Here is a 23530-nt window from a genome sequence, read left to right as displayed (position 1 = left end):
AAGCAGGCGATGTTTGGCGAGAAGTTTCGGGATCGGCAAAAGCCGATGGTGCTCGTGCTGGGACTGGGTGAATCCGGTCTCGCGATGGCGCGCTGGTGCGCGCGGCACGGCTGTCGGCTTCGTGTGGCCGATACGCGCGAGGTGCCGCCGAACCTGTCCGCGCTGGAAGCGCACAGCATCGATGCCGATTTCGTCGGCGGTCCGTTCTCGCTTTCGTTGCTCGAAGGCGTCGAACTCGTGGCGATCAGCCCGGGTTTGTCGCCGCTCGCCGCTGATTTGCTGCCGCTGATCACGGCGGCGCGTGAGCAGGACATCCCCGTGTGGGGCGAACTCGAATTCTTCGCGCAAGCGTTGAAGACGCTCGGTGAAAGCGGCTACGCGCCGAAGGTCATCGCGATCACCGGCACCAACGGCAAGACCACGACGACGAGCCTGACCGGGCTCTTGTGCGAACGCGCCGGGAAGAAGGTCGCAGTGGCAGGCAACATCAGCCCGGCCGCGCTGGACAAGCTCAGCGAAGCCATCGACAACACCGCGCTGCCCGACGTGTGGGTACTGGAACTGTCGAGCTTCCAGCTGGAAACCGCCCATACGTTTACGCCGGATGCAGCGGTCGTTTTGAACATTACGCAAGATCACCTGGATTGGCATGGCGGCCTCGATGCGTACGCCGCTGCGAAGGGCCGCATCTTTGGTACACACACCGTGCGCGTGCTGAATCGCGATGACGCCCGCGTGATGGCGCTGGCGCCTTCTGAGGGCAGCGAAGCAGCGATGGTCACGTTCGGCGTGACCGAGCCGAAGAACGACGGCGACTATGGCCTGCTGCGCGACAACGGCATGATCTGGCTGGTCGAAGCGCACGACCGCGACGCCAGCGACGAACCGGCGCCGACGCGCCGTCGCAAGAACGAAGTGGCGGCACCGAAGAACATCGCGCTCAAACGCCTGATGCCGGCGGACGCGTTGCGTATCCGCGGCTTGCACAACGCCGCGAACGCGCTGGCCGCGTACGCGTTGGCACGCGCGATCGGTCTGCCGGGCGCGCCGCTGCTGCACGGCCTGCGCGAATACCGTGGCGAGCCGCATCGCGTGGAATTGATCGCGTCGATTGAAGGCGTTGATTACGTCGACGATAGCAAGGGCACCAATGTCGGCGCGACGGTTGCCGCGCTGGACGGTCTCGCGCAGCGCGCGGTGCTGATCGCTGGCGGCGACGGCAAGGGCCAGGATTTCGAGCCGCTCGCCGAGCCGGTGATGCGCTGGTGCCGCGCCGTGATGCTGATCGGCCGCGATGCACCGCAGATTCGCGCCGCGCTGGAAGACACCGGCATCGCAATGACCGACCACGCGACGCTCGAAGAAGCGACGCGTGCAGCCACCGCGCTTGCGCAGCCGGGAGATGCCGTGCTGCTGTCGCCGGCTTGCGCGAGCTTCGACATGTTCAAGGGTTACGCACATCGCGCGGCGGTGTTCCGCAGCACGGTGGAAGACATCGCGGCCGAACGGGGGACGATGATATGAGCTGGTCGGAACGCTTCGGTTCGCGCCTTGCCGGTGCTCGTGCAGGCGACGGCGATACAGGTAGCGCGGGTCGCACCTCCAGCCGCACCGGCGGCAGTGGTCTCGCAAGCGCCGTGAACGGCGTGCGTCCGCTGCGCTCGCGGATGCTCGACTACGATCACTCGTTGTTGTGGGTCGTCGTCGCCTTGCTCGGCCTCGGCGTCGTAATGGTGTATTCGGCGTCGATCGCGATGCCCGATTCGCCGAAGTACGCGTCGTACCGTGATTACGCATTCCTCGTGCGCCAGATCATTTTCGTGGTGATGGGCTCGGTGATCGGCGTCGTGTCGTTCCGCATCCCGATCTCGACGTGGGATAAGTACGCGCCGAAGCTCTTTCTGCTTTCGCTTGCCGCGCTGGTGATCGTGCTGATTCCGCATATCGGTAAGGGCGTGAACGGCGCGCGTCGCTGGATTCCGCTCGGCATCACGAACATGCAGCCGTCGGAAATCATGAAGCTGGCCGTGACGATTTACGCGGCGAACTATACGGTGCGCAAGCAGGAATACATGCAGAGCTTCGCCAAGGGCTTTCTGCCGATGGCGGTGGCGGTGGGTCTCGTCGGCGCGTTGCTGCTGCTCGAGCCGGACATGGGCGCATTCATGGTGATCGCGGCGATCGCGATGGGCGTGCTGTTCCTTGGCGGCGTGAACGGCAAGCTGTTCGGTGGCCTGGTAGCCACCGCGGTCGGCACGTTCAGCTTGCTGGTGTGGGCGTCGCCGTGGCGTCGTGAGCGGATCTTCGCCTACCTCGATCCGTGGGACGACCGTTACGCACAGGGCAAGGCTTATCAATTGACGCACTCACTGATCGCTTTCGGGCGCGGCGAGTGGTTCGGCGTGGGCTTGGGCGGCAGTGTCGAGAAGCTCAACTATCTGCCGGAAGCGCATACCGACTTCATCCTCGCGGTGATCGGCGAGGAACTTGGTTTTGTCGGCGTGCTGGTCGTGATCCTGATGTTCTACTGGATCGTGCGCCGCTCGTTCGAGATCGGCCGTCAGGCACTCGCACTCGACCGCACGTTCGCGGGGCTGGTAGCGAAGGGCATCGGCATCTGGTTCGGCGCGCAGACCTTTATCAACATGGGCGTGAATCTTGGCTTGCTGCCGACCAAAGGTCTCACATTGCCGCTCGTCAGCTACGGCGGGTCGGGCATCGTGCTGAACTGTGTGGCGGTGGCCGTGTTGATGCGCGTGGATTATGAAAATCGTGTGCTGATGCGTGGGGGGAAGGTATGACCCCCATGCAGCAGTACACGATTTCGGCGAAGCCAAAACGAATTCTTTTTTTGCTCATGCGCGGAGGGAAGGTATGACCGCTGTGCCGCAACGCACGCTGATGGTGATGGCCGGTGGCACCGGGGGACATGTGTTCCCGGGGCTCGCGGTCGCGCACCTGATGCAGGCGTGGGGCTGGAAGGTCGTATGGCTGGGCAACCCCGCAGGCATGGAAGCGACGCTGGTGCCGAAGCACGGCATTCCGATGGAATACGTGCGCTTCGGCGGACTGCGCGGCAAGGGCCTGAAAACCAAGCTGATGCTGCCGCTGAATCTGCTGCGTGCCTGCTCGCAAAGCTTGAGCGTGTTGCGTCGTGTGAAGCCGGACGTCGTGCTCGGCATGGGCGGCTACATCACGTTTCCGGCGGGTTTGATGACCGCGTTGAGCGGTCGGCCGCTGGTGCTGCATGAACAGAATTCGATCGCGGGTCTTGCCAACAAGGTGCTCGCGAAAGTCGCCAAACGCGTGCTGGTTGCATTTCCGAATGCGCTGCCGCACGGCGAATGGACAGGAAATCCGATTCGCGCGGAACTTGCGCGCGCAATTGCACCCAAAGCACGCTACGCAGAGCGCAGCGGTCCGCTGAATGTGCTGGTGGTAGGCGGCAGTCTGGGCGCGGCGGCATTGAATGAAGTGGTGCCGCGCGCGGTCGCGCTGCTGGCGCCGACCGAACGACCGCGCATCGTGCATCAGGCGGGCGCGAAGCATATTGAAGCGCTGCGTGAGAACTACGCGGCAGCGGGCCTGCAAGCCGGCGCCGATGTAGAACTCGTGCCTTTCATTGACGACATGACGAGCGCGTACGCAAAAGCGGATCTGGTGATCTGCCGTTCGGGCGCGATGACGGTGTCGGAGATTTCAGCGGTAGGGGTGGCGGCGTTCTTCGTGCCGTTCCCATTTGCAGTAGACGATCACCAAACCACTAATGCAGCGTTCCTCGCCGATAACGGCGCGGCGCTGGTCGTGCAGCAACGCGATCTGTCAGCGGAAATGCTCGCCGACTGGTTGCACAGCCAGACGCGAGAGACCCTCGCGGAGATGGCGGAGCGTTCGCGCTCGCTCGCGAAACCCGACGCCACGGAACAGGTCGCACAGATTTGCGCGACCGTGGCGGGTTCGATTTCGGGCGCGAGCCCAGAAGGAAAGCAATGAAACACATCGTCAAACATATTCACTTTGTCGGCATCGGCGGTGTCGGCATGAGCGGCATCGCGGAGGTGCTGGTCAATCTCGGCTATCAGGTGAGCGGCTCGGATCTCACGAGCAACGCGATCACCGATCGCCTTGCCGCACTCGGCGCGCGCATCGCGATCGGTCACGCGGCGGAGAACATCGAAGGCGCGAATGCGGTGGTCGTCTCCACCGCGGTGCGCAGCGACAACCCTGAAGTGCTGTCCGCACGTCATCGCCGCATTCCGATCGTGCCGCGCGCGGTGATGCTCGCGGAACTCATGCGCCTGAAGCAGGGCATCGCGATCGCCGGCACGCATGGCAAGACCACGACCACTTCGCTGGTGGCGAGCGTGCTGGCCGCGGGCGGTCTCGATCCGACGTTCGTGATCGGCGGCCGCTTGATCAGCGCGGGCGCGAATGCGCGTCTGGGTACGGGCGATTTCATCGTCGCCGAAGCGGATGAGTCGGATGCGTCGTTCCTGAACCTGTTCCCGGTGATCGAGGTCATCACGAACATCGACGCCGATCACATGGACACGTACGGCCACGACTTCGCGCGGCTCAAGCAGGCGTTCATCGAATTCACGCACCGTCTGCCGTTCTATGGAATCGCAGTGCTGTGCGTCGACGATCCGAACGTGAGGGAGATTCTGCCGTTCGTGTCGAAGCCGATCATCCGCTACGGCTTTGCACCGGACGCGCAGGTGCGTGCGGTCAACGTCGAAGCGCGCGGCGGCAAGATGCATTTCACGGCCATGCGCGAAGACGCGGCGCCGATCGACATCATTTTGAACCTGCCTGGCGAGCACAACGTGCAGAACGCTTTGGCCGCAATTGCAATTGCGACTGAACTTGAAGTGAAAGATGCCGATATCCAGCGAGCGCTGGCAGATTTCAACGGCGTGGGCCGACGCTTCCAGCGCTACGGTGAGGTGCCGGTCTTGTCCGAAGGCAAACCTACCGGCGCGTACACGCTGGTCGACGACTACGGTCATCACCCGGTCGAAATGGCGGCAACGGTGGCGGCGGCGCGCGGTGCTTTTCCGGGACGTCGTCTGGTGCTGGCATTCCAGCCGCACCGTTTCACGCGCACACGCGATTGTTTCGAAGATTTTGTGAAGGTGCTGTCGACCGTCGATGCCCTGGTGCTGACGGAAGTCTATTCAGCCGGTGAAGCGCCGATCGTGGCCGCGGACGGTCGCGCCTTGGCGCGAGCGCTGCGCGTGGCGGGCAAGGTCGAACCGGTGTTTGTCGATACGGTGGATGAAGTGCCGGACGCGCTCTCAGCAGTGGTGCGCGACGGCGATGTGGTGATCACGATGGGCGCGGGTTCGATCGGCGGTGTGCCGGGACGCCTCGCGCAAGAAACGAAGGTGTGAGTGAGATGAGCAGCATCGACCCTAAACAATTCGGCAAAGTAGCAGTGTTGCTCGGCGGCGATTCGGCCGAGCGCGAGGTGTCGCTCAATTCCGGCCGCCTCGTGCTGCAAGGTCTGCGCGACGCCGGTATCGACGCGCATCCGTTCGATCCGGCCGAGCGTCCGCTCGCCGCGTTGAAAGATGAAGGTTTCGTGCGCGCGTTCAACGCGCTGCATGGCGGCTACGGTGAGAACGGTCAGATTCAGGGCGCGCTCGACTTCTACGGTATTCGCTACACGGGTAGCGGCGTACTCGGCTCGGCGCTCGGTCTGGACAAGTTCCGCACCAAGCTCGTGTGGCAGCAACTCGGCATTCCGACGCCACCGTTCGAAGCGGTACTGCGCGGCGACGACTACGAAGCGCGCGCGAAAGACATCGTCGCGAAGCTCGGCTTGCCGCTGTTCGTGAAGCCGGCCAGCGAAGGTTCGAGCGTCGCGGTGATCAAGGTGAAAAGCGCCGACGCATTGCCGGCAGCGCTGCTCGAAGCGGTCAAGTACGACAAGATCGTCGTGGTCGAAAAGAGCATTGAAGGCGGCGGCGAGTACACCGCGTGCATTGCCGGCGATCTGGATCTGCCGGTGATCCGCATCGTGCCAGCCGGCGAGTTCTACGACTACCACGCGAAGTACATCGCCAACGACACGCAGTACCTGATTCCGTGCGGCCTGGCGGCTGACGAAGAGTCGCGTCTGAAAGTGCTGGCGCGCCGCGCGTTCGACGTGCTCGGCTGCACCGATTGGGGCCGTGCAGATTTCATGCTCGACGCCGACGGCAACCCGTACTTCCTGGAAGTGAACACGGCGCCTGGGATGACCGATCACTCGCTGCCGCCGAAAGCGGCGCGTGCGGTGGGCATCAGCTATCTGGAACTGGTTGTCGGCGTGTTGGCGCTGACGCTGAAGGACTAACTGGGGTAACCCGAAAGCAACACCATGTGGAACAACGTTCGCCAGCTCAATCTCGCCGCCAACGCATTGCATGCGGTGCTGGTGCTCGTGCTGCTGGCGGCAGGCGGTTACTGGCTGATCCAGCGTCCGAATTTCGCGCTGCGCGAAATCCAGATCGACGGCGACACCGAACACATCAATTCGCCGACGGTGCGCGCCGGTGTAGTAGGGCGGTTGAAGGGCAACTTTTTCACGGTGGATCTCGACGTTGCACGTCAGGCGTTCGAGCAGATGCCGTGGGTGCGTCACGCGAGTGTGCGGCGCGTGTGGCCGAACGCACTGGCTGTCACGCTTGAAGAGTACAAACCGCTAGGAACGTGGGGCAGCGATCAACTGGTGAGCGTCGACGGCGAACTGTTCACGGCGAACCAGGGCGAGCTCGAAGAAGAGCTGCCCGCGTTCGACGGCCCGGACGGTACGGCAAAGGAAGTCGTCGCGCGTTATAGCGACTTCAAGAAGTGGTTTGCGCCGTTGGGCGCAACGCCCGAAGAAGTGACGCTGTCGCCGCGTTACGCGTGGACGGTGAAGCTGTCGAACGGGATGCAGGTGGAATTTGGGCGCGAACGTAATCAGGAGACGCTGCTCGATCGCAGCAAGCGCCTGACCGCGGCGTGGAACGCGGTGACGCAACGTTGGGGAAAGGATATCGAGTATGCGGACTTGCGCTATCCGAACGGTTTCGCGATTCGTGCCGCTGGCATGCGCTTTATCAGCGAACCCGATAAGGGCAAGAAGTAAACGGACATCACACGCAATGAGCACGCTATGAGTAAAGACTATAAAGATCTGCTGGTCGCCCTCGACATTGGGACGTCGAAGGTAGTGGCTATCGTCGCCGAGTTGAAGGGCGAGGGTCACTACGAGGTGATCGGCCTCGGCCAGAGCGAATCGAAGGGGCTCAAGAAGGGCGTGGTGGTGAACATCGAAGCCACCGTGCAGTCTATTCAACGCGCGCTCGAAGAAGCCGAGTTGATGGCCGACTGCAAGATTACGAACGTGTTTACCGGGATCGCCGGCAGCCATATCCGCAGCTTCAATTCGAGCGGCATGGTGGCGATCAAGGAAAAGGAAGTCACGCAGACGGACGTTGCTCGCGTGATCGAGACGGCGAAGGCGATCAACATCCCGACCGATCAGCAGGTGCTGCACATCCTGACGCAGGAATTCATCATCGACGGCCAGGAAGATGTGCGCGAGCCGATCGGCATGAGCGGCATCCGTCTGGAAGTGAAGGTGCATATCGTCACCGGTGCGGTGAGCGCGGCGCAGAACATTGTGAAGTGCGTGCGCCGCTGCGGACTCGAAGTGAACGATCTGATCTTGCAGCCGCTCGCTTCGTCGCTGGCGGTGCTGACGGAAGACGAGAAAGAACTCGGCGTGGTGCTGGTCGATATCGGCGGCGGTACGACAGATATCGCGATCTTCAGCGAAGGCGCGATCCGTCATACGGCGGTGATTCCGATTGCCGGCGACCAGATCACGAGCGACATCGCGATGGCGCTGCGCACGCCGACGCCGGACGCGGAAGACATCAAGGTGGATTACGGCATCGCGAAGCAGGCGCTGGCCGATCCGGACGAAATGATCGAAGTGCCGGGTCTCGGCGAGCGCGGTCCGCGCACGCTGTCGCGCCAGGCATTGGCGGCAGTGGTCGAGCCGCGTGTCGAAGAACTGTTTTCGCTCGTGCAGCAGGTGGTGCGCGAGTCGGGTTACGAGGAACTGCTGAGCTCCGGCGTGGTGCTGACCGGCGGCGCGTCGATGATGCTCGGCATGGTCGAACTCGGTGAGGACATTTTCCTGAAGCCGGTGCGCATCGGTGTGCCGGAATACGCGGGTGGTCTCGCTGACGTCGTGCGTAATCCGCGTTATTCGACGGCGATGGGTCTGCTCGTCGAAGGACGCTCGCAACGGATGCGCGGCCGCAAGGTCGCGGTGCAGTCGGGGTCGATGGGCCAGGTCTTCACGCGAATGAAAGACTGGTTCCTCGGCAACTTCTAACGAATTCTGGTTTTGAACGGTTTTACGTAAATACGCGCTGGTGCCGGCGGCTGGCGCGCGACAGGAGGTTGCCCGATCTCCTGCCGAATAACGGCCGAAGTGGCTGTAATTTTTTATCTTGACGGAGGCAACATGGAATTCCAGATGCTGGAAACCGAAACGAACGGCACCATCATCAAGGTGATCGGAGTAGGTGGCGCTGGCGGCAATGCCGTTCAGCACATGATCAACAAAGGCGTGCAAGGCGTCGACTTCATCGTGATGAACACGGACGCGCAGGCTCTGTCGCGTTCGCGCGCCTCCGCGGTGATCCAGCTCGGCAACACGGGTCTGGGCGCTGGCGCGAAGCCGGAAATGGGTCGCGCAGCAGCCGAAGAAGCACGTGAGCGCATCGCCGACGCACTGCGCGGCGCGCACATGGTGTTCATCACCGCCGGTATGGGCGGCGGCACGGGCACGGGCGCAGCACCCGTGGTCGCGCAGATCGCCAAGGAAATGGGTATCTTGACTGTTGGCGTGGTCAGCAAGCCGTTCGAATTCGAAGGCGGCAAGCGGATGCGCGTCGCAGAAGCTGGATCGCAGCAACTGGAGGATCACGTCGACTCGCTGATCGTCGTTCTGAACGACAAGCTGTTCGAGGTGATGGGCGATGATGCCGAGATGGACAAGTGCTTCCAGTGCGCAGACGACGTTCTGAACAACGCAGTTGCCGGCATCGCGGAAATCATCAACGTCGACGGCCTGGTGAACGTCGACTTCGAAGACGTGAAGACGGTGATGGGCGAGCAAGGCAAGGCGATGATGGGCACGGCGACGGTTGCCGGCGTCGATCGCGCACGTCTGGCTGCCGAGCAGGCTGTGGCCAGCCCGCTGCTGGAAGGGGTGGATCTGTCGGGCGCGCGTGGCGTGCTGGTCAACATCACGTCGAGCCGTTCGCTGCGTCTGTCGGAAACGCGCGAAGTGATGAACACCATCAAGAGCTATGCTGCAGAAGACGCAACCGTGATTTTCGGCGCGGTGTACGACGATGCAATGGGCGACGCGCTGCGCGTGACGGTCGTGGCAACGGGTCTGGGCCGTGCGGCGAAGAAGCAGCAATCGGCACCGATGACGCTGTTGCGTACCGGCACCGACAACCAGCCGATCAGCACGCACGCCGCTTACGCACCGTCGTCGTCGCATGCAAGTACGGCCGATTACGGCGCGCTGGATACGCCGGCTGTGTGGCGCACGTCGCGCGATACGGCGGCTTCGCACGTGCAGGCGCTGCAAGAGAAGGGCGTCGATACGTACGACATTCCGGCATTCCTGCGCAAGCAGGCGGACTGAGCGCACGAGCAGGCTTTCGTTGCCGCGCTGTCTTTAGCAGCGCTGGCGGACGAATGCACGAGCGTGGCGGGTGAACGGCGAACAAGCCGCGTATCGTCTGATTCGCGGCAAGGACAAGTGCCCTCTTCGGATTCGCGAAGCGGAAGGGGCGACTGTCGCCGGACGGCGGAGCCTGTCGTTAGGCAGACGCTGAATTCACTGCGACACGACGACGTGCGAGCGTGCTTCGCATCGATGCAAAGGACTGAGCATGATTCAAACAGGTGAAAAGCTGCCCGACGCGACGCTCTTCGAGTTCGTCGAAGACGCGCGGGCGGGTTGCACGCTGGGGCCCAACAGCTTCGACGTGCGCGAGCAGACGGCGGGTAAGCGCGTGGTGATCTTCGGGTTGCCGGGTGCGTTCACGCCGACCTGTTCGGCCAAACATGTACCGGGTTACGTCGAGCACGCCGAGCAGTTGCGCGCGCTTGGCATCGACGAGATCTGGTGCGTGTCCGTCAACGACGCGTTCGTAATGGGCGCGTGGGGACGCGATCAGCACGCCTCGGGCAAGGTGCGCATGATGGCGGACGGCAGCGCGGCTTTCACGCGGGCGCTCGGTCTGGAGCAGGATTTGTCGGCGCGCGGCATGGGAATCCGTTCCCAGCGCTACGCGATGGTTGTCGACGACGGCGTGGTCAAGACGTTGAACGTCGAGGCTGCCGGCAAATTCGAAGTCAGCGATGCAGGGAGTATCCTCGCTACGTTGAGCTAGTCACGCTTGCGTGCGACGCCTTTGCCTCGAACCTGCGCGGTCACCGCGTTGTATAAGGGCAACGGCGCATAAGACGCTTTTGTGACAGGCCGTTACGCGGGCCGATGACCGGAAACGCCTCCGTTCCGGACATCGGCCCGTCACGCTTTCCTGACGGACGCCTATTGGGTAATGCAGCGAAACAGATTGATACGTTCCCTGCAACGACGCACCTTAGGGTATTGGAGTATACTTCGCGCTATGGAATAAAAAGTCCCGATTGGGATTTTCAATCGAATAGAAGATCACAATGTTGAAGCAGCGCACTATCAAATCAATCGTCAAGACAGTCGGCATCGGCCTGCACTCCGGCCGGAAAGTCGAACTGACGCTCCGCCCGGCGGCGGCAAACACCGGCATCGTGTTTTCGCGCGTGGATTTGCCCACGCCGGTGGATATCCCCGCATCGGCGATGGCGATTGGCGATACGCGTCTGGCCTCGGTACTGCAGAAAGACGGCGCGCGCGTGTCGACCATCGAGCATTTGATGTCCGCATGCGCAGGCCTTGGCATCGATAACCTTTATATCGACGTCACCGCTGAAGAAATTCCGATCATGGACGGAAGTGCTGGCTCGTTCGTGTTTCTGATTCAGTCTGCCGGTATTGAAGAACAGAACGCACCGAAGAAATTCATTAAGGTCACCAAGGCGGTCGAAATCCGCGACGGCGATAAATTCGCGCGTCTCGATCCGTATTTCGGTTTCAAGCTCAAATTCACCATCGATTTCCGTCACCCGGCTGTGGATAAGACCGGCCAGGCGCTGGAAGTGGATTTCGCCAATACGTCGTATGTGCGGGAAATCGCTCGTGCGCGTACGTTCGGCTTTGCGCATGAAGTGGAAATGATGCGCGAACTCGGTTTGGCACGCGGCGGCAGCATGGATAACGCCATTGTGCTGGACGAATACCGCATTCTGAACAACGACGGCCTGCGTTACGACGACGAATTCGTGAAGCACAAGATGCTCGACGCGATCGGCGATCTGTACGTGATCGGCCATCCGTTGCTGGCTTCGTACACCGCGTACAAGTCGGGCCACGGCCTGAACAACGCGCTACTGCGCGAGTTGCTGGCGCATGAAGATGCGTACGAAGTCGTCACGTTCGACGACACGCAGAAGGCGCCGCGCGGCTTCGCGTACGAAACGCAGACGGCATTCGCGTAATCGGCGTAGCACCTTCGGATGAAATATCCGAGGCAAATGGATGAAAAATAAGCGGCCCATCTGGGCCGCTTATTTTTTGTTCAGCGATTTTTCCGATGCCGCGCTGCCATTTTCGCCAAAGCCTCCTGCAGCGGCGACGGCGCGAGCGATTCGGACAGCGCGTGCAGCGCGTCCGCACCGACTGGCGTCATGCGCGCCTGCTTGACCGGCGGCGGCTCCTTCAAAGGCTGCGGACGCACGCGAATCCTCAGCGCATTGACCGGCCAGCCGCGCTGCTGCAGATCCGACAGCAAGCGCGGTTCAATCTGGCGCAGTCGGGCGGCCAGCGCGTTGTGTGCGGCAAACAGGGTCAGCACGCCTTCCTTGATGAAGCTCGGCTCCACGCTCGTGGCCAGATAATCCGGCAGCAGCTCGCGCAGATCCTTTTCCAGCGCCGCAATCTGCTCGACGCCCGCGCGCAGGGCCGCGAACGCGTCGGTGCGATTCAGCACTTCGGCAACGGGCTGCGGGCGGCGCGCTTTGAACTGCTTGGGCGGCGGCCTTGAAAAGGACGGAAAACGGCTCATGTTTGATCGTGACGGTGTGTTCGCACCCTATGTGCGCTCACACCGCGATTGTACCGCGCGGGATGCACGCGGACCCGCCTCAATCCGTACCGTCGGACGTCGCTGCGGCGGGCTTCCTGTGCCTTGCCGCCGTCGCACCGCTGACACAGGCGCGGGCGGGGGCGCGTGCTAAAATGCCCGATTCGAATTCACTCTTGGACTAAGCCGCCGAGGCCCTTCTGACCCCGGAGCGCACGTGCATGAACTGCACGCCGCGAACCAGCCGAAGCCGCGACGCAGACACCGATCCGATGACCACCGGTTTTCTACAGAAGATTTTTGGCAGCCGCAACCAGCGGCTAGTCAAGCAATATCAAAAGACCGTCACGGCGATCAATGCGCTCGAGCCGCAGATCGAGCAATTGACGGATGACCAACTGCGCGCCAAAACGGGTGAATTCCGCCAGCGCGTCGCGAGTGGCGAGTCGCTCGACAAGCTCCTGCCGGAGGCCTTCGCGGTATGCCGCGAGGCCAGCAAGCGGACGCTGAAAATGCGTCACTTCGACGTGCAGCTGATCGGCGGCATGGTCCTGCACTACGGCAAGATCGGCGAAATGCGCACGGGTGAAGGCAAGACGCTCGTCGCCACGCTGCCGGTGTACCTGAACGCGCTGTCCGGCCGTGGCGTGCATGTCGTCACCGTCAACGACTACCTTGCACAGCGCGACGCCGAATGGATGGCGCGTCTGTACAACTTCCTCGGTCTGTCGGTCGGCATCAATCTGTCGCAGATGGATCATGGCGCGAAGCAGGAAGCGTACGCCGCTGACATTACGTACGGTACCAACAACGAATTCGGCTTCGACTACCTGCGCGATAACATGGTCTACGAGACCGACGCGCGCGTGCAGCGGGCCCTGAATTTCGCGGTGGTCGACGAAGTCGATTCGATCCTGATCGACGAAGCCCGCACGCCGCTGATCATCTCCGGCCAGGCCGAAGACCACACCGAACTCTACGTGCGCATGAATGCGCTGCCGCCGCTGCTCGAACGTCAGATCGGTGAAGAGAAGGCGGACGGCACCGGCGTGGAAAAGCCGGGCGACTACACGCTCGACGAGAAAGGCCGCCAGGTCTTCCTGACGGAATCGGGTCACGAAAAGGCAGAGCGTCTGCTCTCCGAATGGGGCCTGATCGGCGAGGGCGAAAGCCTGTACGCGCCGCAGAACATCACGCTGATGCACCACGTGTACGCCGCGCTGCGCGCACACACGCTGTTCTTCAAGGATCAGCACTACGTCGTGCAGAACGGCGAAGTCGTGATCGTCGACGAATTTACCGGCCGTCTGATGTCGGGCCGCCGCTGGTCGGATGGCTTGCACCAGGCGGTTGAGGCGAAGGAACACGTCAAGATTCAGAGCGAGAACCAGACGCTCGCGTCGATCACGTTCCAGAACTACTTCCGTATGTACGCGAAGCTCTCCGGCATGACCGGTACGGCCGATACTGAAGCGTACGAATTCAACGAGATCTACGGTCTCGAAACGGTCGTGATCCCGACCAACCGTCCGCCGAAGCGGATCGATAAGCAGGATCAGATCTACAAGACCGCCAAGGAACGCTATGACGCGGTGATCCGCGACATCCGCGATTGCCATGAGCGTGGTCAGCCTGTGCTGGTCGGCACGACATCGATCGAAAACTCGGAACTGCTGTCGCATCTGCTGAAGCAGGCCGGGTTGCCGCACGAAGTGCTGAACGCCAAGCAGCACGCGCGTGAAGCTGAGATCGTCGCTGAAGCGGGCCGTCCGAAGCGCGTCACGATCGCGACCAACATGGCCGGCCGCGGTACCGACATCGTGCTCGGCGGCAACGCCGAAAAGCAGGCGTCTTTCATCGAAAAGGATGAAACGCTTTCTGACGACGAGAAGCAACGCCGTATTCAGAAACTGCACGACGAATGGCAAGCACTGCACGATCAGGTGAAGGCCGCGGGCGGTCTGCACATTATCGGCACTGAACGTCACGAATCGCGCCGGATCGACAACCAGTTGCGCGGCCGTGCGGGTCGTCAGGGCGATCCGGGTTCGTCGCGCTTCTATCTGTCGCTGGAAGATCCGCTGCTGCGCATTTTCGCGGGCGACCGCGTGCGCGCGATCATGGACCGCCTGAAAATGCCGGAAGGCGAGGCGATCGAGGCGGGCATCGTGTCGCGTTCGATCGAATCGGCGCAGCGCAAGGTTGAAGCGCGCAACTTCGACGTTCGCAAACAATTGCTCGAATACGACGACGTGTCGAACGATCAGCGCAAGGTGATCTATCAGCAGCGTAATGAATTGCTCGAAGCGAACGACATCACGGAAACCATCGGCGCCATGCGTCATGGTGTGATCGCCGATATCGTTCACCAGTTCGTGCCGGCCGGCAGCATCGAAGAGCAGTGGGACGTGCCCGAGTTGGAGGAAGTGCTGCGCAACGAGTGGCAGCTTGACCTCGCGATCCAGGAAATGATCAACGAATCGAACTCGATCAGCGCGGACGAAATTCTCGAAGCCGTTGAAGCCGCCGCGGACGAAGCGTACGAATCGAAGGTCGAACAGGTCGGCCGCGAATCGTTCAGCGCGTTCGAACGCTCGATCATGCTGCAAACGCTGGACCGCAGCTGGCGCGAACATCTGGCCGCTCTCGATCACTTGCGCCAGGGTATCCATTTGCGCGGTTACGCGCAGAAGAATCCGAAGCAGGAATACAAGCGCGAGGCGTTCGAACTGTTCGCCGCCATGCTCGACGCGGTGAAGCTCGAAGTCACCCGCGTGGTGATGAACGTGCAGATCCAGTCGCCGGAACAACTGGAGCAGGCCGCGGAGCAGTACGAAGAACAAGGCAGCCACCTCGAAAACGTCGAGTTCCGTCACGCCGAATTCGCCGAAGTAGCGGCGCCTGCGGCTGCGGAAGCGGCTACCGCCGCAATGATCGGCGACGCGATGAGCCACGGCTCTTCGCACGCCGTCGCGTCGGACCTGAGCGCGGACAGCGTGCCGAAGGTCGGCCGCAACGACCCGTGCCCGTGCGGCAGCGGCAAGAAGTACAAGCAGTGTCACGGCAAGATCGCATAATGCCGAAAGCGGCGCGCTTTAAGCGCGCCGCTTCGTTTCACACAGTGCTTTGCTGGTGATTTCGCGGTGGTTCGGCAACGCGCTCGAACCATCAGTTTCCGTTTCCATCGATGCCGGCGCCTGCCGGCATTTTCTTCGACAGGTCGCGACCATGGCTGTCAATTTCCCTTCGATCGATCCCGCTCAACTCCACCCCGTCGCCGGCGTCACGCTGGGCTGGGCAGAGGCGAATATCCGCAAGCCGAACCGCAAGGACGTGCTGGTTATTTCCGTCGGCGACGGCGCGACGGTTGGCGGTGTGTTCACGCAGAACCGCTTTTGCGCGGCGCCCGTCACGGTGTGCCGTGAGAATCTGGAGCGCGTGCGCGCGGGCGGCAAGCCGATTCGTGCACTCGTGATCAACACGGGCAACGCGAACGCGGGCACGGGCGAACCGGGCCTCGTAGCGGCACGCGAAACCTGCGCCGAACTCGCGCGCCTCGCGGACATCACACCGGAACAGGTGCTGCCGTTTTCGACGGGCGTGATTCTGGAACCGCTGCCGGTCGATCGTCTGAAGGCAGGTCTGCCGGCCGCGCTGGCGAACCGCAAGGAAGCCAACTGGTACGACGCCGCCCAGGCGATCATGACCACGGACACGCTGCCGAAAGCCACCTCGCGCCAGGTCACGATCGACGGCCACACGGTCACGCTCACCGGCATCAGCAAGGGCGCCGGCATGATCAAGCCGAACATGGCGACCATGCTCGGTTTCCTGGCGTTCGACGCCGCCGTCGCGCAACCGGTGCTCGACGCACTGGTCAAGCACGTGGCGGACCGCTCGTTTAACTGCATCACGATCGACGGCGATACGTCGACCAACGATTCGTTCATCCTGATCGCGTCGGGCAAATCGAGCCTGCCAGTGATCGCCTCCACTGACTCGCCCGCTTATGCAGCGCTGCGCGACGCGGTGACCGAAGTCGCGCAAGCCCTCGCACAGCTGATCGTGCGCGATGGCGAAGGTGCGACCAAATTCATGACCGTGCATGTCGAAGGCGGCTCGAGCGTGGGCGAATGCCGCCAGATCGCTTACGCGATTGGCCACTCGCCGCTCGTGAAGACGGCCTTCTACGCATCGGACCCCAATCTCGGCCGCATTCTCGCGGCCATCGGCTACGCCGGCGTGGACGATCTCGACGTCGGCAAGATCGATCTGTATCTGGACGACGTGCTGGTCGCCACCGCCGGTGGCCGCAATCCGGCCTACCGTGAGGAAGACGGCCAGCGCGTCATGAAAAAGAGCGAGATCGGCATTCGCGTGGTACTCGGCCGCGGCAATGCGCAAGCCACGATCTGGACTTGCGATCTGTCGCACGACTACGTGAGCATCAACGCCGACTATCGTTCGTAACCAGGTTCATTACGCGGTTTTCTGGCCGCCGCTTTGGCCACTTATCTCACAGCCATGGACAAACTCGAACAGTTTCTGACCCGGGCCGAAGCCGTGCTCGTCCGCCTCGAAGCGATGCTTCCGCCCGCAACACCGGAGATCGACTGGTCGGCGGCGATTGCCTTTCGCTGGCGCAAGCGTCAAGGGCGTGGCTACCTGCAGCCGGTCCCCGCCATCTCGTCGATCACGCTCGACGACCTGCAAAACATCGATCGCCAGAAAGGCTTGATCGAGCAGAACACGCGTCAGTTCGTGCACAAGCAGCCGGCCAACAACGTGCTCCTAACGGGCGCGCGCGGCACCGGCAAGTCGTCGCTGATCAAGGCTTGCCTGAACGCCTATGCGAAAGACGGCCTGCGCCTGATCGAGGTTGACAAAGACGATCTGCATGATCTCGGCGACATCGTCGATCTGATCGCGCAGCGGCCGGAGCGCTTCGTGGTGTTCTGCGACGACCTGTCGTTCGAAGACGGAGAATCGGGCTACAAGGCGCTGAAGGTTGCGCTGGACGGCTCAGTCGCTGCGCAGTCAGACAACGTGCTGATCTATGCAACGTCCAACCGCCGCCATCTGTTGCCCGAATATATGAGCGACAACGAGACGTATAAGCACACGTCCGACGGCGAGATCCATCCGGGCGAACTGGTTGAAGAAAAGATTTCGCTATCCGAGCGCTTCGGGTTGTGGGTCAGCTTCTATCCGTTCAAGCAGGACGACTACCTGTCGATCGTCGGCCACTGGCTGCGGCATTTCGACTGCGACGACGCAGAAGTCGAAGCGGCACGCGGCGATGCGCTGGTGTGGGCGCTGGAGCGAGGTTCGCGCTCCGGGCGAGTCGCGTGGCAATTTGCGCGCGACTGGTCCGGCCGGAAGACCCCGGCATGAGCGACGCGCAGAAGAACACGGCGGGTCGCCCGGTGACTGAAGTCGCCGTCGGCGTGCTGATTCAGCCGGACGGACACTATCTGCTGGCGCAGCGCCCGGCCGGCAAGCCGTACGAAGGGTACTGGGAGTTTCCGGGCGGCAAGCTGGAAGCGGGCGAGTCGGTTGAGGCCGCACTAGCCCGTGAGTTGCACGAGGAACTGGGCATCGACGTCAAGGCGAGCCATCTTTGGCACACGCTCGAACACGATTACCCGCACGCCTATGTACGACTGTTTTTCTGCAAGGTGACGGAGTGGACCGGCGAACCGCATGGCCGGGAAGGTCAAGCGCTTGTGTGGCAGACACTGCCGGCTGACGTCTCGCCGTTGTTGCCGGCAACGATTCCCGTGCTGGAATGGCTCGCAGCTGAGAAAAACTAGAAAAATGGCGCGTGGTTGCAGGCGGCGCTGCATGCACAGCGTCGTCCCGAGCGACTGCAGCATGCCGCTGCGTGCGTCTGCAGCCGGCAGTGCTCAGTGGGGGTTGTAATCCCCGGCTGGTGATTCATCCGACGGCGCTTCTTCATCCGTGCCGCCAATCTTGTACTTCTCAGCGGCCCAGGCGCCGAGGTCGATCTGCTTGCAGCGGTCGGAGCAGAACGGGCGGAAGCGGTTTTCAGGGGTCCAGCGGACATCCTTCCCGCAAGTGGGGCATTTGACGACGGTAGGCATACGGTCAGGCATTCAATCGGAAACGGAACAAGTAACGAATATAGGGGCTTTTTTCGCCGCTTTAAAGGCGCGGCCCCATGATTCGGTTCTGCGAGATGAGCGTTACAGGCTGGCTACAGGCTGCAAAGCGTGAGCTGGAACGGCACGTCGACATCCACCGCGCGCGGCCGCAGATCACCGTCCTGCACCGTGAATCGCACCCAGAGCATGTACTTGTTTGCGCTGGCCTCCGGAATCACCCGCAATTCAGGTGCCACGCGTACTTGCATCAACTGGTAAGAACGGCCAGACAGCATCTGCTGATAGCTGCCCTGCATCGCCATGACCTTGGACGCCTGACCCGATTCGCGTGCGAGGCGCAGCACGATGGTTGCCGCATCGCGTAACGGCAGCAGCGGCGTGACCCATTTGGCGATGTCCTGCCGACGCTGATCGGGATGGATCTGCTGCCATGCGTAGTACGAAGGCAAATCGAACTTGCAGGTGCCGCCCGGGATGATCGCGCGGCTGCGGATGCTGGCGAGCCACTCGTTGTCTGCCAGATGCTGGCCAGTCTTGCCTTGCATCTGTGAAAGCCCTGCCAAGGTCTGCTCGATCTCTCCTAGCACTGCCTCCAGCGCGTTTTGCTCGATGCCCGGATTGCCCCGGAACGGCGCCAGCGTTTGCCGTTGGCGCTCGAGCTCCTTCATCAGATCGGACTTCAGATCCGCGCGACCCGCAACCTCTGAGATTTCGAACAGCGTTGTCAGTGCGACGTGATGTTCCCTGGCGTCTTCCTGAGTTAGAAAGAACGTGAAGCGCTCGAACAGATCTTCGAGGCGCAATAGCGTCCGGATTCGCTCGTTGAAGGGATACTCGTAAAGGATCAAGCGGGCTCGCCTCGGGCGTGGTCGGTGACGGGAATGCAGAACATTCTAATGCCGTGAGACTACCCTAGCAATCACACACTTTTTCAGCGCACTTTTGCAACTTTTTTCACGTGTTTCGGGCGGTTTTTTGCGTGCTTCGGTCCGCGTATCGTCATGCACCCGCTAGCGACAGATAGACGCGATGCTGCGCATCGACTTGCGCCTTGAGCGCGCCGAACGGCGCGTTGTCGTTGTCGATGACGTCGTCGGCTGCGGCGAGGCGTGCTTCGCGCGTTGCCTGGCGGGCGATGATCGCCAGCACCTGTTCGCGGCTGAACCCGTTGCGACTCATTACGCGCGAGATTTGCGTTTCGACGCTGCAATCGACCGTCAGCACACGATTCACGCGAGTCTTCCAGCTACCGGACTCCACCAGCAGGGGGACCACCACGATCACATACGGCCCTTGCGCCTCACGCTGCTCGCGCTCAGTCTCCGCACGAATCAACGGATGCGTGATGCCTTCAAGGCGTTTGCGCGCGCCGTCGTCGCTGAACACCAGCGTGCGCATGCGGGCGCGGTCGAGCGAGCCGTCTGCCGCAACGAACGAATCGCCGAACTCCGCGGCGATCTGCGGCATCGCAATGCCATGCGGCGCCGTGATGCGGTGCGCGATCAGGTCCGTGTCGACGAGCGGTACGCCGTGCGCGGCGAACAGCTCGGCCACGGTTGATTTGCCGCTGCCGATGCCACCGGTCAATCCCACAGCAAACATGCCTCAGCCTCCCAATGCCAAGTAAAGCGGTGTGCCGAGAAATAGCGTAACAGCACCGGCCGCCGCGAGAAATGGCCCGAACGGCAGCGGCTCTTCGAAGCGCATGCGGCCGCGCCACGTCGCCAGAAGACCGACTACCGCGCCAGCGACCGCTGCGATCAGCACGATCTGCGGTAGCGCCGCCCAGCCAAGCCATGCGCCAAGCGCGGCCAGCAACTTGAAATCGCCATAACCCATACCTTCGACACCACGCACCAGCCGGAACAGCCAATGCACGGCCCACAGCACCAGGTAGCCGAAGATCGCGCCCAGCACGGCATCGTGGAGGCTCGCAAACATGCCGTTGAAGTTCACGATCAAGCCGGCCCACAGAAGCGGCAGCGTCATGGAGTCAGGCAGCAGATGCGTATCGATGTCGATCGCGCTCATCGCGAGCAGTGCGGCGCAAAGTCCGAAGGCGGCGAGTGCCATGCCGGTCGGCCCATACAGCGCGAGCGCTCCTGCCGCGAAAGCAGCGCTGGCAATTTCGAGCAGCGGGTAGCGCAAGCTTATGCGTGTTTTGCAGGCGGAGCAGCGCCCGCGCAACAGCATGTAGCTCAGCACCGGCAGATTCTCCCACGCGCCGAGCACATGGCCGCAGTGAGGGCATGCGCTGCGCGGCGCCCACAGGTTGTATCGTGCAGGCAAGCCGTCGCCTTCGAGTGGTTGTTCGGTGGCTTCGCTGACCTCCTCGCGCCACGCACGCTCCAGCATGATCGGCACCCGATGCACGACGACGTTCAGGAAGCTGCCGATCACCAGACCGAATACGATCGCGAATGCGATCTGCACGCCGCTGGGCAAGCTGCCGAACGCGACCCCGAGGCCGGTTGCGAAGTGACCGGGCAGCAGGCCCGAAAGCACGCTGGAAGAAGTATCTGACACGAGCGGAATAGTGGCCTGCATATAAAAAGGGTGGGATTCGGCTGCGATGCTACACCACGTTGCCGAGTTGAATAATGGGAAGATACATCGCGATCACCAGGCCGCCGACCAGCGAACCCAGGACGATGATGACAAGCGGCTCGCACAGGCTCGAGAGCGTGCCGATCTTTTCGTCTACCTGACGATCGGCAAGCGATGCCACATCGATCAGCATCGTGTCGAGCGCCCCGGACTCCTCGGCAACCGCAACCGGCTGCACGACCTCCGGTGGAAAGCAGTGCGCCGCGCGCATTGCAGCGGCGAGCCGTTCGCCACGCCGCAGCCGGGCGGCAATTTCCACGGTGGCACGATCGAAGAAAGCGTTGCCTGTGGCGTGAGTGAGTGAGTCGAACGCGTCCGCGAGCGGTGTGCCGGCCGACAGCAAGGTGCCGAGCGCGCGGCTCCAGCGCGCCGCGCACAAGGTGCGCAGCAACGGACCGGCGACCGGCATTGTCAGCGATAAGCGCGCGAACCGGATACGCGCTGCTTCGGAACGTCGTAGCAGAAATGTCACCGCCGAGCTCGCTGCCACGATCACGACGACTAGAGGAATGCTCCATCGCGCTGCTCCCGCGGACAAAGCCAGCACGAACTGCGTGGGGGCGGGCAATTGCGCGCCGAAGCCGTCGAAGATCTGCTTGAAGGTCGGCACGACCCACACCAGCAGCGCCGCGGTAATTGCAATCGCTAGCAACAGGATCGCGACCGGATAGGTTAGCGCCGCGCGCACCTTGGCACGCTGCGCGGCGGCGCGTTCGCGGTCGTCGGCGATCCGGGCGAGGACGGCCGGCAGCGCGCCGGCTGCTTCGCCGACTTCGACGAGCTGGCAGTACAACGCATTGAACTGCCGAGGATGCCGCTGCAATGCCGCGGAGAAGCGCAGGCCACCGGTGATGTCGCGCGCCAGCGCGCCGACGATCCGAGGCATGCCTTGCCGGCGTGAACCCTGCGCCTGCGCCAGCAGTTCCAGCGAAGGTGCGAGCGGCAAACCGGCGCGTAGCAGGCTGCCAAGCTGGCGGGTGAACACCGTGACGTCGGTGGCGCGGGTTCGGGGCCGCGGCGCCGGCCCGCGCGCCGCGAGTTCTACGATGAACAGCTTTTCGCGCTTGAGCATGGCTCGCGCGGTGCTGACGTCCGGCGCAATGAGCGCACCGGTTTTCTGTACGCCGTCGGCATCGACGCCGCGCCATCTGAAACGCATCTCGGCCGCTGGCGGTGAATGAGTCGTCGCGATGCTCATGCGACCTCGGTTGCCGCCAGTGCTTCGGCGAGACTCGTGGTGCCGTCGCGCACACGCGCCAAAGCGGCGGCGCGCAAGGTGGCGACCTGTTCAGTTTGCGCGAGCCGGGCCAGCTCATGGGTGCCTGCGCGTGCCACGATCAACTCACGCATCGCATCGGAGACAGGCATCACCTGATGGACCCCGACACGGCCCCGATAGCCGATATCGTGGCAGGCCGTGCATCCGGTCGCGGCGAATGGTTGCCAGCCGTCGAGCTGATCGTAGGCGAAACCGGCTGCTCGCAGCGCCGCCACCGATTGCTGCGCGGGTGCGCGGCACGCCAGGCAGAGCCGCCGCACAAGCCGTTGTGCCGTCACCATCCTGAGCGCGGCGGCCAGGTTGTACGGCTCGACACCGATGTCGATCAGGCGCGCGACGGCAGCGGGCGCGTCATTCGTATGCAAGGTCGACAGGACGAGGTGGCCGGTCTGCGCGGCCTTCACGGCAACATCAGCGGTTTCGTCGTCGCGGATTTCGCCAACCATGATCACATCAGGGTCCTGACGGAGAAACGCGCGCAGCGCCACCGCGAATGTCAGGCCGGCCTTTTCGCGGACGCTGACCTGATTGATACCCGCCAGCTGAATTTCCGCCGGATCCTCCACTGAGCAAAGATTGCGCGCCTCGTCGTTGAGCATGTGAAGGAAGCAGTAAAGCGACAGCGTCTTGCCGCTTCCGGTAGGTCCGGTGACGAGCACAAGGCCGTGCGGCGCGCGAATCGCGGCATCGACGGCTTCGCGTTGCTGCAGATCGAGACCGAGCGAGTCGAGCGAAAGATCGGTGGGTAGCGCGTCGAGTCGGCGCAACACCAGCTTTTCACCGAATAGGGTAGGCAGGGAGTTGACGCGATAGTCTTCGACGCGGCCGGGTGACGTGGCAATGCGCAGCCGGCCATCCTGCGGCACGCGCCGCTCGGCGATATCCATGCGCGCCAGCACCTTCACGCGCGTGATGAACGCGTCGCGCAGATGCGCAGGGGGTTGAGGGATTTCATGCAGCACGCCGTCAATGCGCAAACGCATGCGCCAGCCATGCTCCGCCGGCTCGATGTGCAGGTCCGACGCATTGCGGCGGGTTGCCTCCTGCAGCGTGTCGGTCAGCAGGCGCACGGCAGGCGCGTTGTCGGAATCGGCGAGACTCGGGTTGAGGTTGGCACTGACACTGGCATCGGCCGCAAAGGCATTGTGCCTGGGTCTGGGCGGGCTTTCGCTATCGAAGACGACGGGCCGCAAAGACGCCGCGTGTTGAAATGGATCTTGCATGAGAGACCGGTGATGAGCCGCCTGTAGAACATGACGACTCGATCA

Annotated in this window: 21 protein-coding genes; 14 read left to right on the top strand and 7 right to left on the bottom strand. The window is 62.7% G+C overall.

The genetic code is table 11. The features are described 5' to 3' along the window. Positions 1–9: 9 nt before the first annotated feature. From murD to lpxC, 10 genes are all read left to right on the top strand, one after another. Positions 10–1524: a UDP-N-acetylmuramoyl-L-alanine--D-glutamate ligase gene (gene murD / locus KHO31_RS16140; protein WP_201076889.1), complete on the top strand. Its 1515-nt coding sequence runs from the start codon at positions 10–12 to the stop codon at positions 1522–1524. Further along, positions 1521–2801 carry a putative lipid II flippase FtsW gene (ftsW, locus tag KHO31_RS16135; protein WP_201076887.1) on the top strand — a complete coding sequence of 427 codons (1281 nt, stop codon included), beginning with the start codon at positions 1521–1523 and terminating at the stop codon, positions 2799–2801. The genes murD and ftsW overlap by 4 nt, the downstream gene beginning before the upstream one ends. A gap of 73 nt (positions 2802–2874) precedes the next feature. Next, a complete protein-coding gene (gene murG, locus KHO31_RS16130; protein WP_201076885.1) occupies positions 2875–3993 on the top strand; it encodes an undecaprenyldiphospho-muramoylpentapeptide beta-N-acetylglucosaminyltransferase in 1119 nt (372 codons plus the stop codon). Beyond that, a complete protein-coding gene (gene murC, locus KHO31_RS16125; RefSeq protein WP_201076883.1) occupies positions 3990–5393 on the top strand; it encodes a UDP-N-acetylmuramate--L-alanine ligase in 1404 nt (467 codons plus the stop codon). The genes murG and murC overlap by 4 nt, the downstream gene beginning before the upstream one ends. Positions 5394–5398: 5 nt before the next feature. After that, positions 5399–6340 (top strand): D-alanine--D-alanine ligase, encoded by a 942-nt coding sequence (locus tag KHO31_RS16120; protein WP_201076881.1) that lies wholly within the window; start codon positions 5399–5401, stop codon positions 6338–6340. Between the two features lie 24 nt (positions 6341–6364). After that, entirely contained in the window at positions 6365–7117 is a 753-nt protein-coding gene (locus KHO31_RS16115; protein WP_201076879.1) for a cell division protein FtsQ/DivIB, read from the top strand. A 27-nt stretch (positions 7118–7144) separates the two neighbouring features. Then, positions 7145–8377 (top strand): cell division protein FtsA, encoded by a 1233-nt coding sequence (gene ftsA / locus KHO31_RS16110; RefSeq protein WP_007180311.1) that lies wholly within the window; start codon positions 7145–7147, stop codon positions 8375–8377. A 132-nt stretch (positions 8378–8509) separates the two neighbouring features. Next, positions 8510–9706, top strand: a complete 1197-nt coding sequence (ftsZ, locus tag KHO31_RS16105) for a cell division protein FtsZ (protein WP_201076877.1) — start codon at positions 8510–8512, stop codon at positions 9704–9706. A gap of 250 nt (positions 9707–9956) precedes the next feature. After that, positions 9957–10460 (top strand): peroxiredoxin, encoded by a 504-nt coding sequence (locus KHO31_RS16100; protein WP_074282120.1) that lies wholly within the window; start codon positions 9957–9959, stop codon positions 10458–10460. Positions 10461–10749: 289 nt separating this feature from the next. Further along, complete coding sequence (lpxC, locus tag KHO31_RS16095; RefSeq protein WP_201076875.1) at positions 10750–11667, top strand: UDP-3-O-acyl-N-acetylglucosamine deacetylase; 918 nt, start codon at positions 10750–10752, stop codon at positions 11665–11667. Between the two features lie 80 nt (positions 11668–11747). On the opposite strand, the gene KHO31_RS16090 is transcribed toward lpxC, so the two are convergent. Next, positions 11748–12233: a DUF721 domain-containing protein gene (locus KHO31_RS16090; RefSeq protein ID WP_201076873.1), complete on the bottom strand. Its 486-nt coding sequence runs from the start codon at positions 12231–12233 to the stop codon at positions 11748–11750. A 290-nt stretch (positions 12234–12523) separates the two neighbouring features. Here KHO31_RS16090 and secA point away from each other — a divergent pair, with 290 nt between their 5' ends. The 4 genes from secA (at position 12524) to KHO31_RS16070 (ending at position 18064) form a co-directional block, all read left to right on the top strand. Beyond that, complete coding sequence (secA, locus tag KHO31_RS16085; protein WP_201076942.1) at positions 12524–15328, top strand: preprotein translocase subunit SecA; 2805 nt, start codon at positions 12524–12526, stop codon at positions 15326–15328. A gap of 151 nt (positions 15329–15479) precedes the next feature. After that, positions 15480–16721 (top strand): bifunctional glutamate N-acetyltransferase/amino-acid acetyltransferase ArgJ, encoded by a 1242-nt coding sequence (argJ, locus tag KHO31_RS16080; protein WP_201076871.1) that lies wholly within the window; start codon positions 15480–15482, stop codon positions 16719–16721. 54 nt (positions 16722–16775) lie between these two features. Further along, positions 16776–17645, top strand: a complete 870-nt coding sequence (locus tag KHO31_RS16075; protein ID WP_211623695.1) for an ATP-binding protein — start codon at positions 16776–16778, stop codon at positions 17643–17645. After that, the gene (locus tag KHO31_RS16070) at positions 17642–18064 is read left to right on the top strand and encodes an NUDIX domain-containing protein (RefSeq protein ID WP_201076935.1); all 423 of its coding nucleotides are present in this window, start codon (positions 17642–17644) and stop codon (positions 18062–18064) included. Before KHO31_RS16075 ends, KHO31_RS16070 begins: the two co-directional genes overlap by 4 nt. Before the next feature lie 93 nt (positions 18065–18157). Here KHO31_RS16070 and yacG read toward each other — a convergent pair whose 3' ends face one another. From yacG to KHO31_RS16040, 6 genes are all read right to left on the bottom strand, one after another. Beyond that, positions 18158–18355, bottom strand: a complete 198-nt coding sequence (gene yacG / locus KHO31_RS16065; RefSeq protein ID WP_201076868.1) for a DNA gyrase inhibitor YacG — start codon at positions 18353–18355, stop codon at positions 18158–18160. 113 nt (positions 18356–18468) lie between these two features. Further along, positions 18469–19224, bottom strand: coding sequence for a cell division protein ZapD (zapD, locus tag KHO31_RS16060; RefSeq protein WP_091798841.1), 756 nt, complete (start codon positions 19222–19224; stop codon positions 18469–18471). A gap of 151 nt (positions 19225–19375) precedes the next feature. Further along, the gene (gene coaE / locus KHO31_RS16055; RefSeq protein ID WP_201076866.1) at positions 19376–19978 is read right to left on the bottom strand and encodes a dephospho-CoA kinase; all 603 of its coding nucleotides are present in this window, start codon (positions 19976–19978) and stop codon (positions 19376–19378) included. Positions 19979–19981: 3 nt separating this feature from the next. Next, positions 19982–20923 carry a prepilin peptidase gene (locus KHO31_RS16050; protein WP_201076864.1) on the bottom strand — a complete coding sequence of 314 codons (942 nt, stop codon included), beginning with the start codon at positions 20921–20923 and terminating at the stop codon, positions 19982–19984. A gap of 28 nt (positions 20924–20951) precedes the next feature. Beyond that, on the bottom strand, positions 20952–22181 hold the full coding sequence (locus KHO31_RS16045) for a type II secretion system F family protein (protein ID WP_201076862.1): 1230 nt from the start codon (positions 22179–22181) through the stop codon (positions 20952–20954). Then, positions 22178–23485 carry a GspE/PulE family protein gene (locus KHO31_RS16040; protein ID WP_201076860.1) on the bottom strand — a complete coding sequence of 436 codons (1308 nt, stop codon included), beginning with the start codon at positions 23483–23485 and terminating at the stop codon, positions 22178–22180. Before KHO31_RS16040 ends, KHO31_RS16045 begins: the two co-directional genes overlap by 4 nt. Between the last annotated feature and the right edge of the window lie 45 nt (positions 23486–23530).

Source organism: Paraburkholderia domus, assembly GCF_905220705.1.
Lineage (GTDB): Bacteria > Pseudomonadota > Gammaproteobacteria > Burkholderiales > Burkholderiaceae > Paraburkholderia > Paraburkholderia domus.
This window is presented reverse-complemented; position numbering and strand designations above follow the sequence as displayed.

What these genes read in the sequence shown, in the direction of transcription:
- murD (WP_201076889.1), top strand. Translation starts at nt 10, where the DNA reads ATGTTTGGCGAGAAGTTTCGGGATCGGCAAAAGCCGATGGTGCTCGTG.
- ftsW (WP_201076887.1), top strand. Translation starts at nt 1,521, where the DNA reads ATGAGCTGGTCGGAACGCTTCGGTTCGCGCCTTGCCGGTGCTCGTGCA.
- murG (WP_201076885.1), top strand. Translation starts at nt 2,875, where the DNA reads ATGACCGCTGTGCCGCAACGCACGCTGATGGTGATGGCCGGTGGCACC.
- murC (WP_201076883.1), top strand. Translation starts at nt 3,990, where the DNA reads ATGAAACACATCGTCAAACATATTCACTTTGTCGGCATCGGCGGTGTC.
- KHO31_RS16120 (WP_201076881.1), top strand. Translation starts at nt 5,399, where the DNA reads ATGAGCAGCATCGACCCTAAACAATTCGGCAAAGTAGCAGTGTTGCTC.
- KHO31_RS16115 (WP_201076879.1), top strand. Translation starts at nt 6,365, where the DNA reads ATGTGGAACAACGTTCGCCAGCTCAATCTCGCCGCCAACGCATTGCAT.
- ftsA (WP_007180311.1), top strand. Translation starts at nt 7,145, where the DNA reads ATGAGTAAAGACTATAAAGATCTGCTGGTCGCCCTCGACATTGGGACG.
- ftsZ (WP_201076877.1), top strand. Translation starts at nt 8,510, where the DNA reads ATGGAATTCCAGATGCTGGAAACCGAAACGAACGGCACCATCATCAAG.
- KHO31_RS16100 (WP_074282120.1), top strand. Translation starts at nt 9,957, where the DNA reads ATGATTCAAACAGGTGAAAAGCTGCCCGACGCGACGCTCTTCGAGTTC.
- lpxC (WP_201076875.1), top strand. Translation starts at nt 10,750, where the DNA reads ATGTTGAAGCAGCGCACTATCAAATCAATCGTCAAGACAGTCGGCATC.
- KHO31_RS16090 (WP_201076873.1), bottom strand. Translation starts at nt 12,233, where the DNA reads ATGAGCCGTTTTCCGTCCTTTTCAAGGCCGCCGCCCAAGCAGTTCAAA.
- secA (WP_201076942.1), top strand. Translation starts at nt 12,524, where the DNA reads ATGACCACCGGTTTTCTACAGAAGATTTTTGGCAGCCGCAACCAGCGG.
- argJ (WP_201076871.1), top strand. Translation starts at nt 15,480, where the DNA reads ATGGCTGTCAATTTCCCTTCGATCGATCCCGCTCAACTCCACCCCGTC.
- KHO31_RS16075 (WP_211623695.1), top strand. Translation starts at nt 16,776, where the DNA reads ATGGACAAACTCGAACAGTTTCTGACCCGGGCCGAAGCCGTGCTCGTC.
- KHO31_RS16070 (WP_201076935.1), top strand. Translation starts at nt 17,642, where the DNA reads ATGAGCGACGCGCAGAAGAACACGGCGGGTCGCCCGGTGACTGAAGTC.
- yacG (WP_201076868.1), bottom strand. Translation starts at nt 18,355, where the DNA reads ATGCCTACCGTCGTCAAATGCCCCACTTGCGGGAAGGATGTCCGCTGG.
- coaE (WP_201076866.1), bottom strand. Translation starts at nt 19,978, where the DNA reads ATGTTTGCTGTGGGATTGACCGGTGGCATCGGCAGCGGCAAATCAACC.
- KHO31_RS16050 (WP_201076864.1), bottom strand. Translation starts at nt 20,923, where the DNA reads ATGCAGGCCACTATTCCGCTCGTGTCAGATACTTCTTCCAGCGTGCTT.
- KHO31_RS16045 (WP_201076862.1), bottom strand. Translation starts at nt 22,181, where the DNA reads ATGAGCATCGCGACGACTCATTCACCGCCAGCGGCCGAGATGCGTTTC.
- KHO31_RS16040 (WP_201076860.1), bottom strand. Translation starts at nt 23,485, where the DNA reads ATGCAAGATCCATTTCAACACGCGGCGTCTTTGCGGCCCGTCGTCTTC.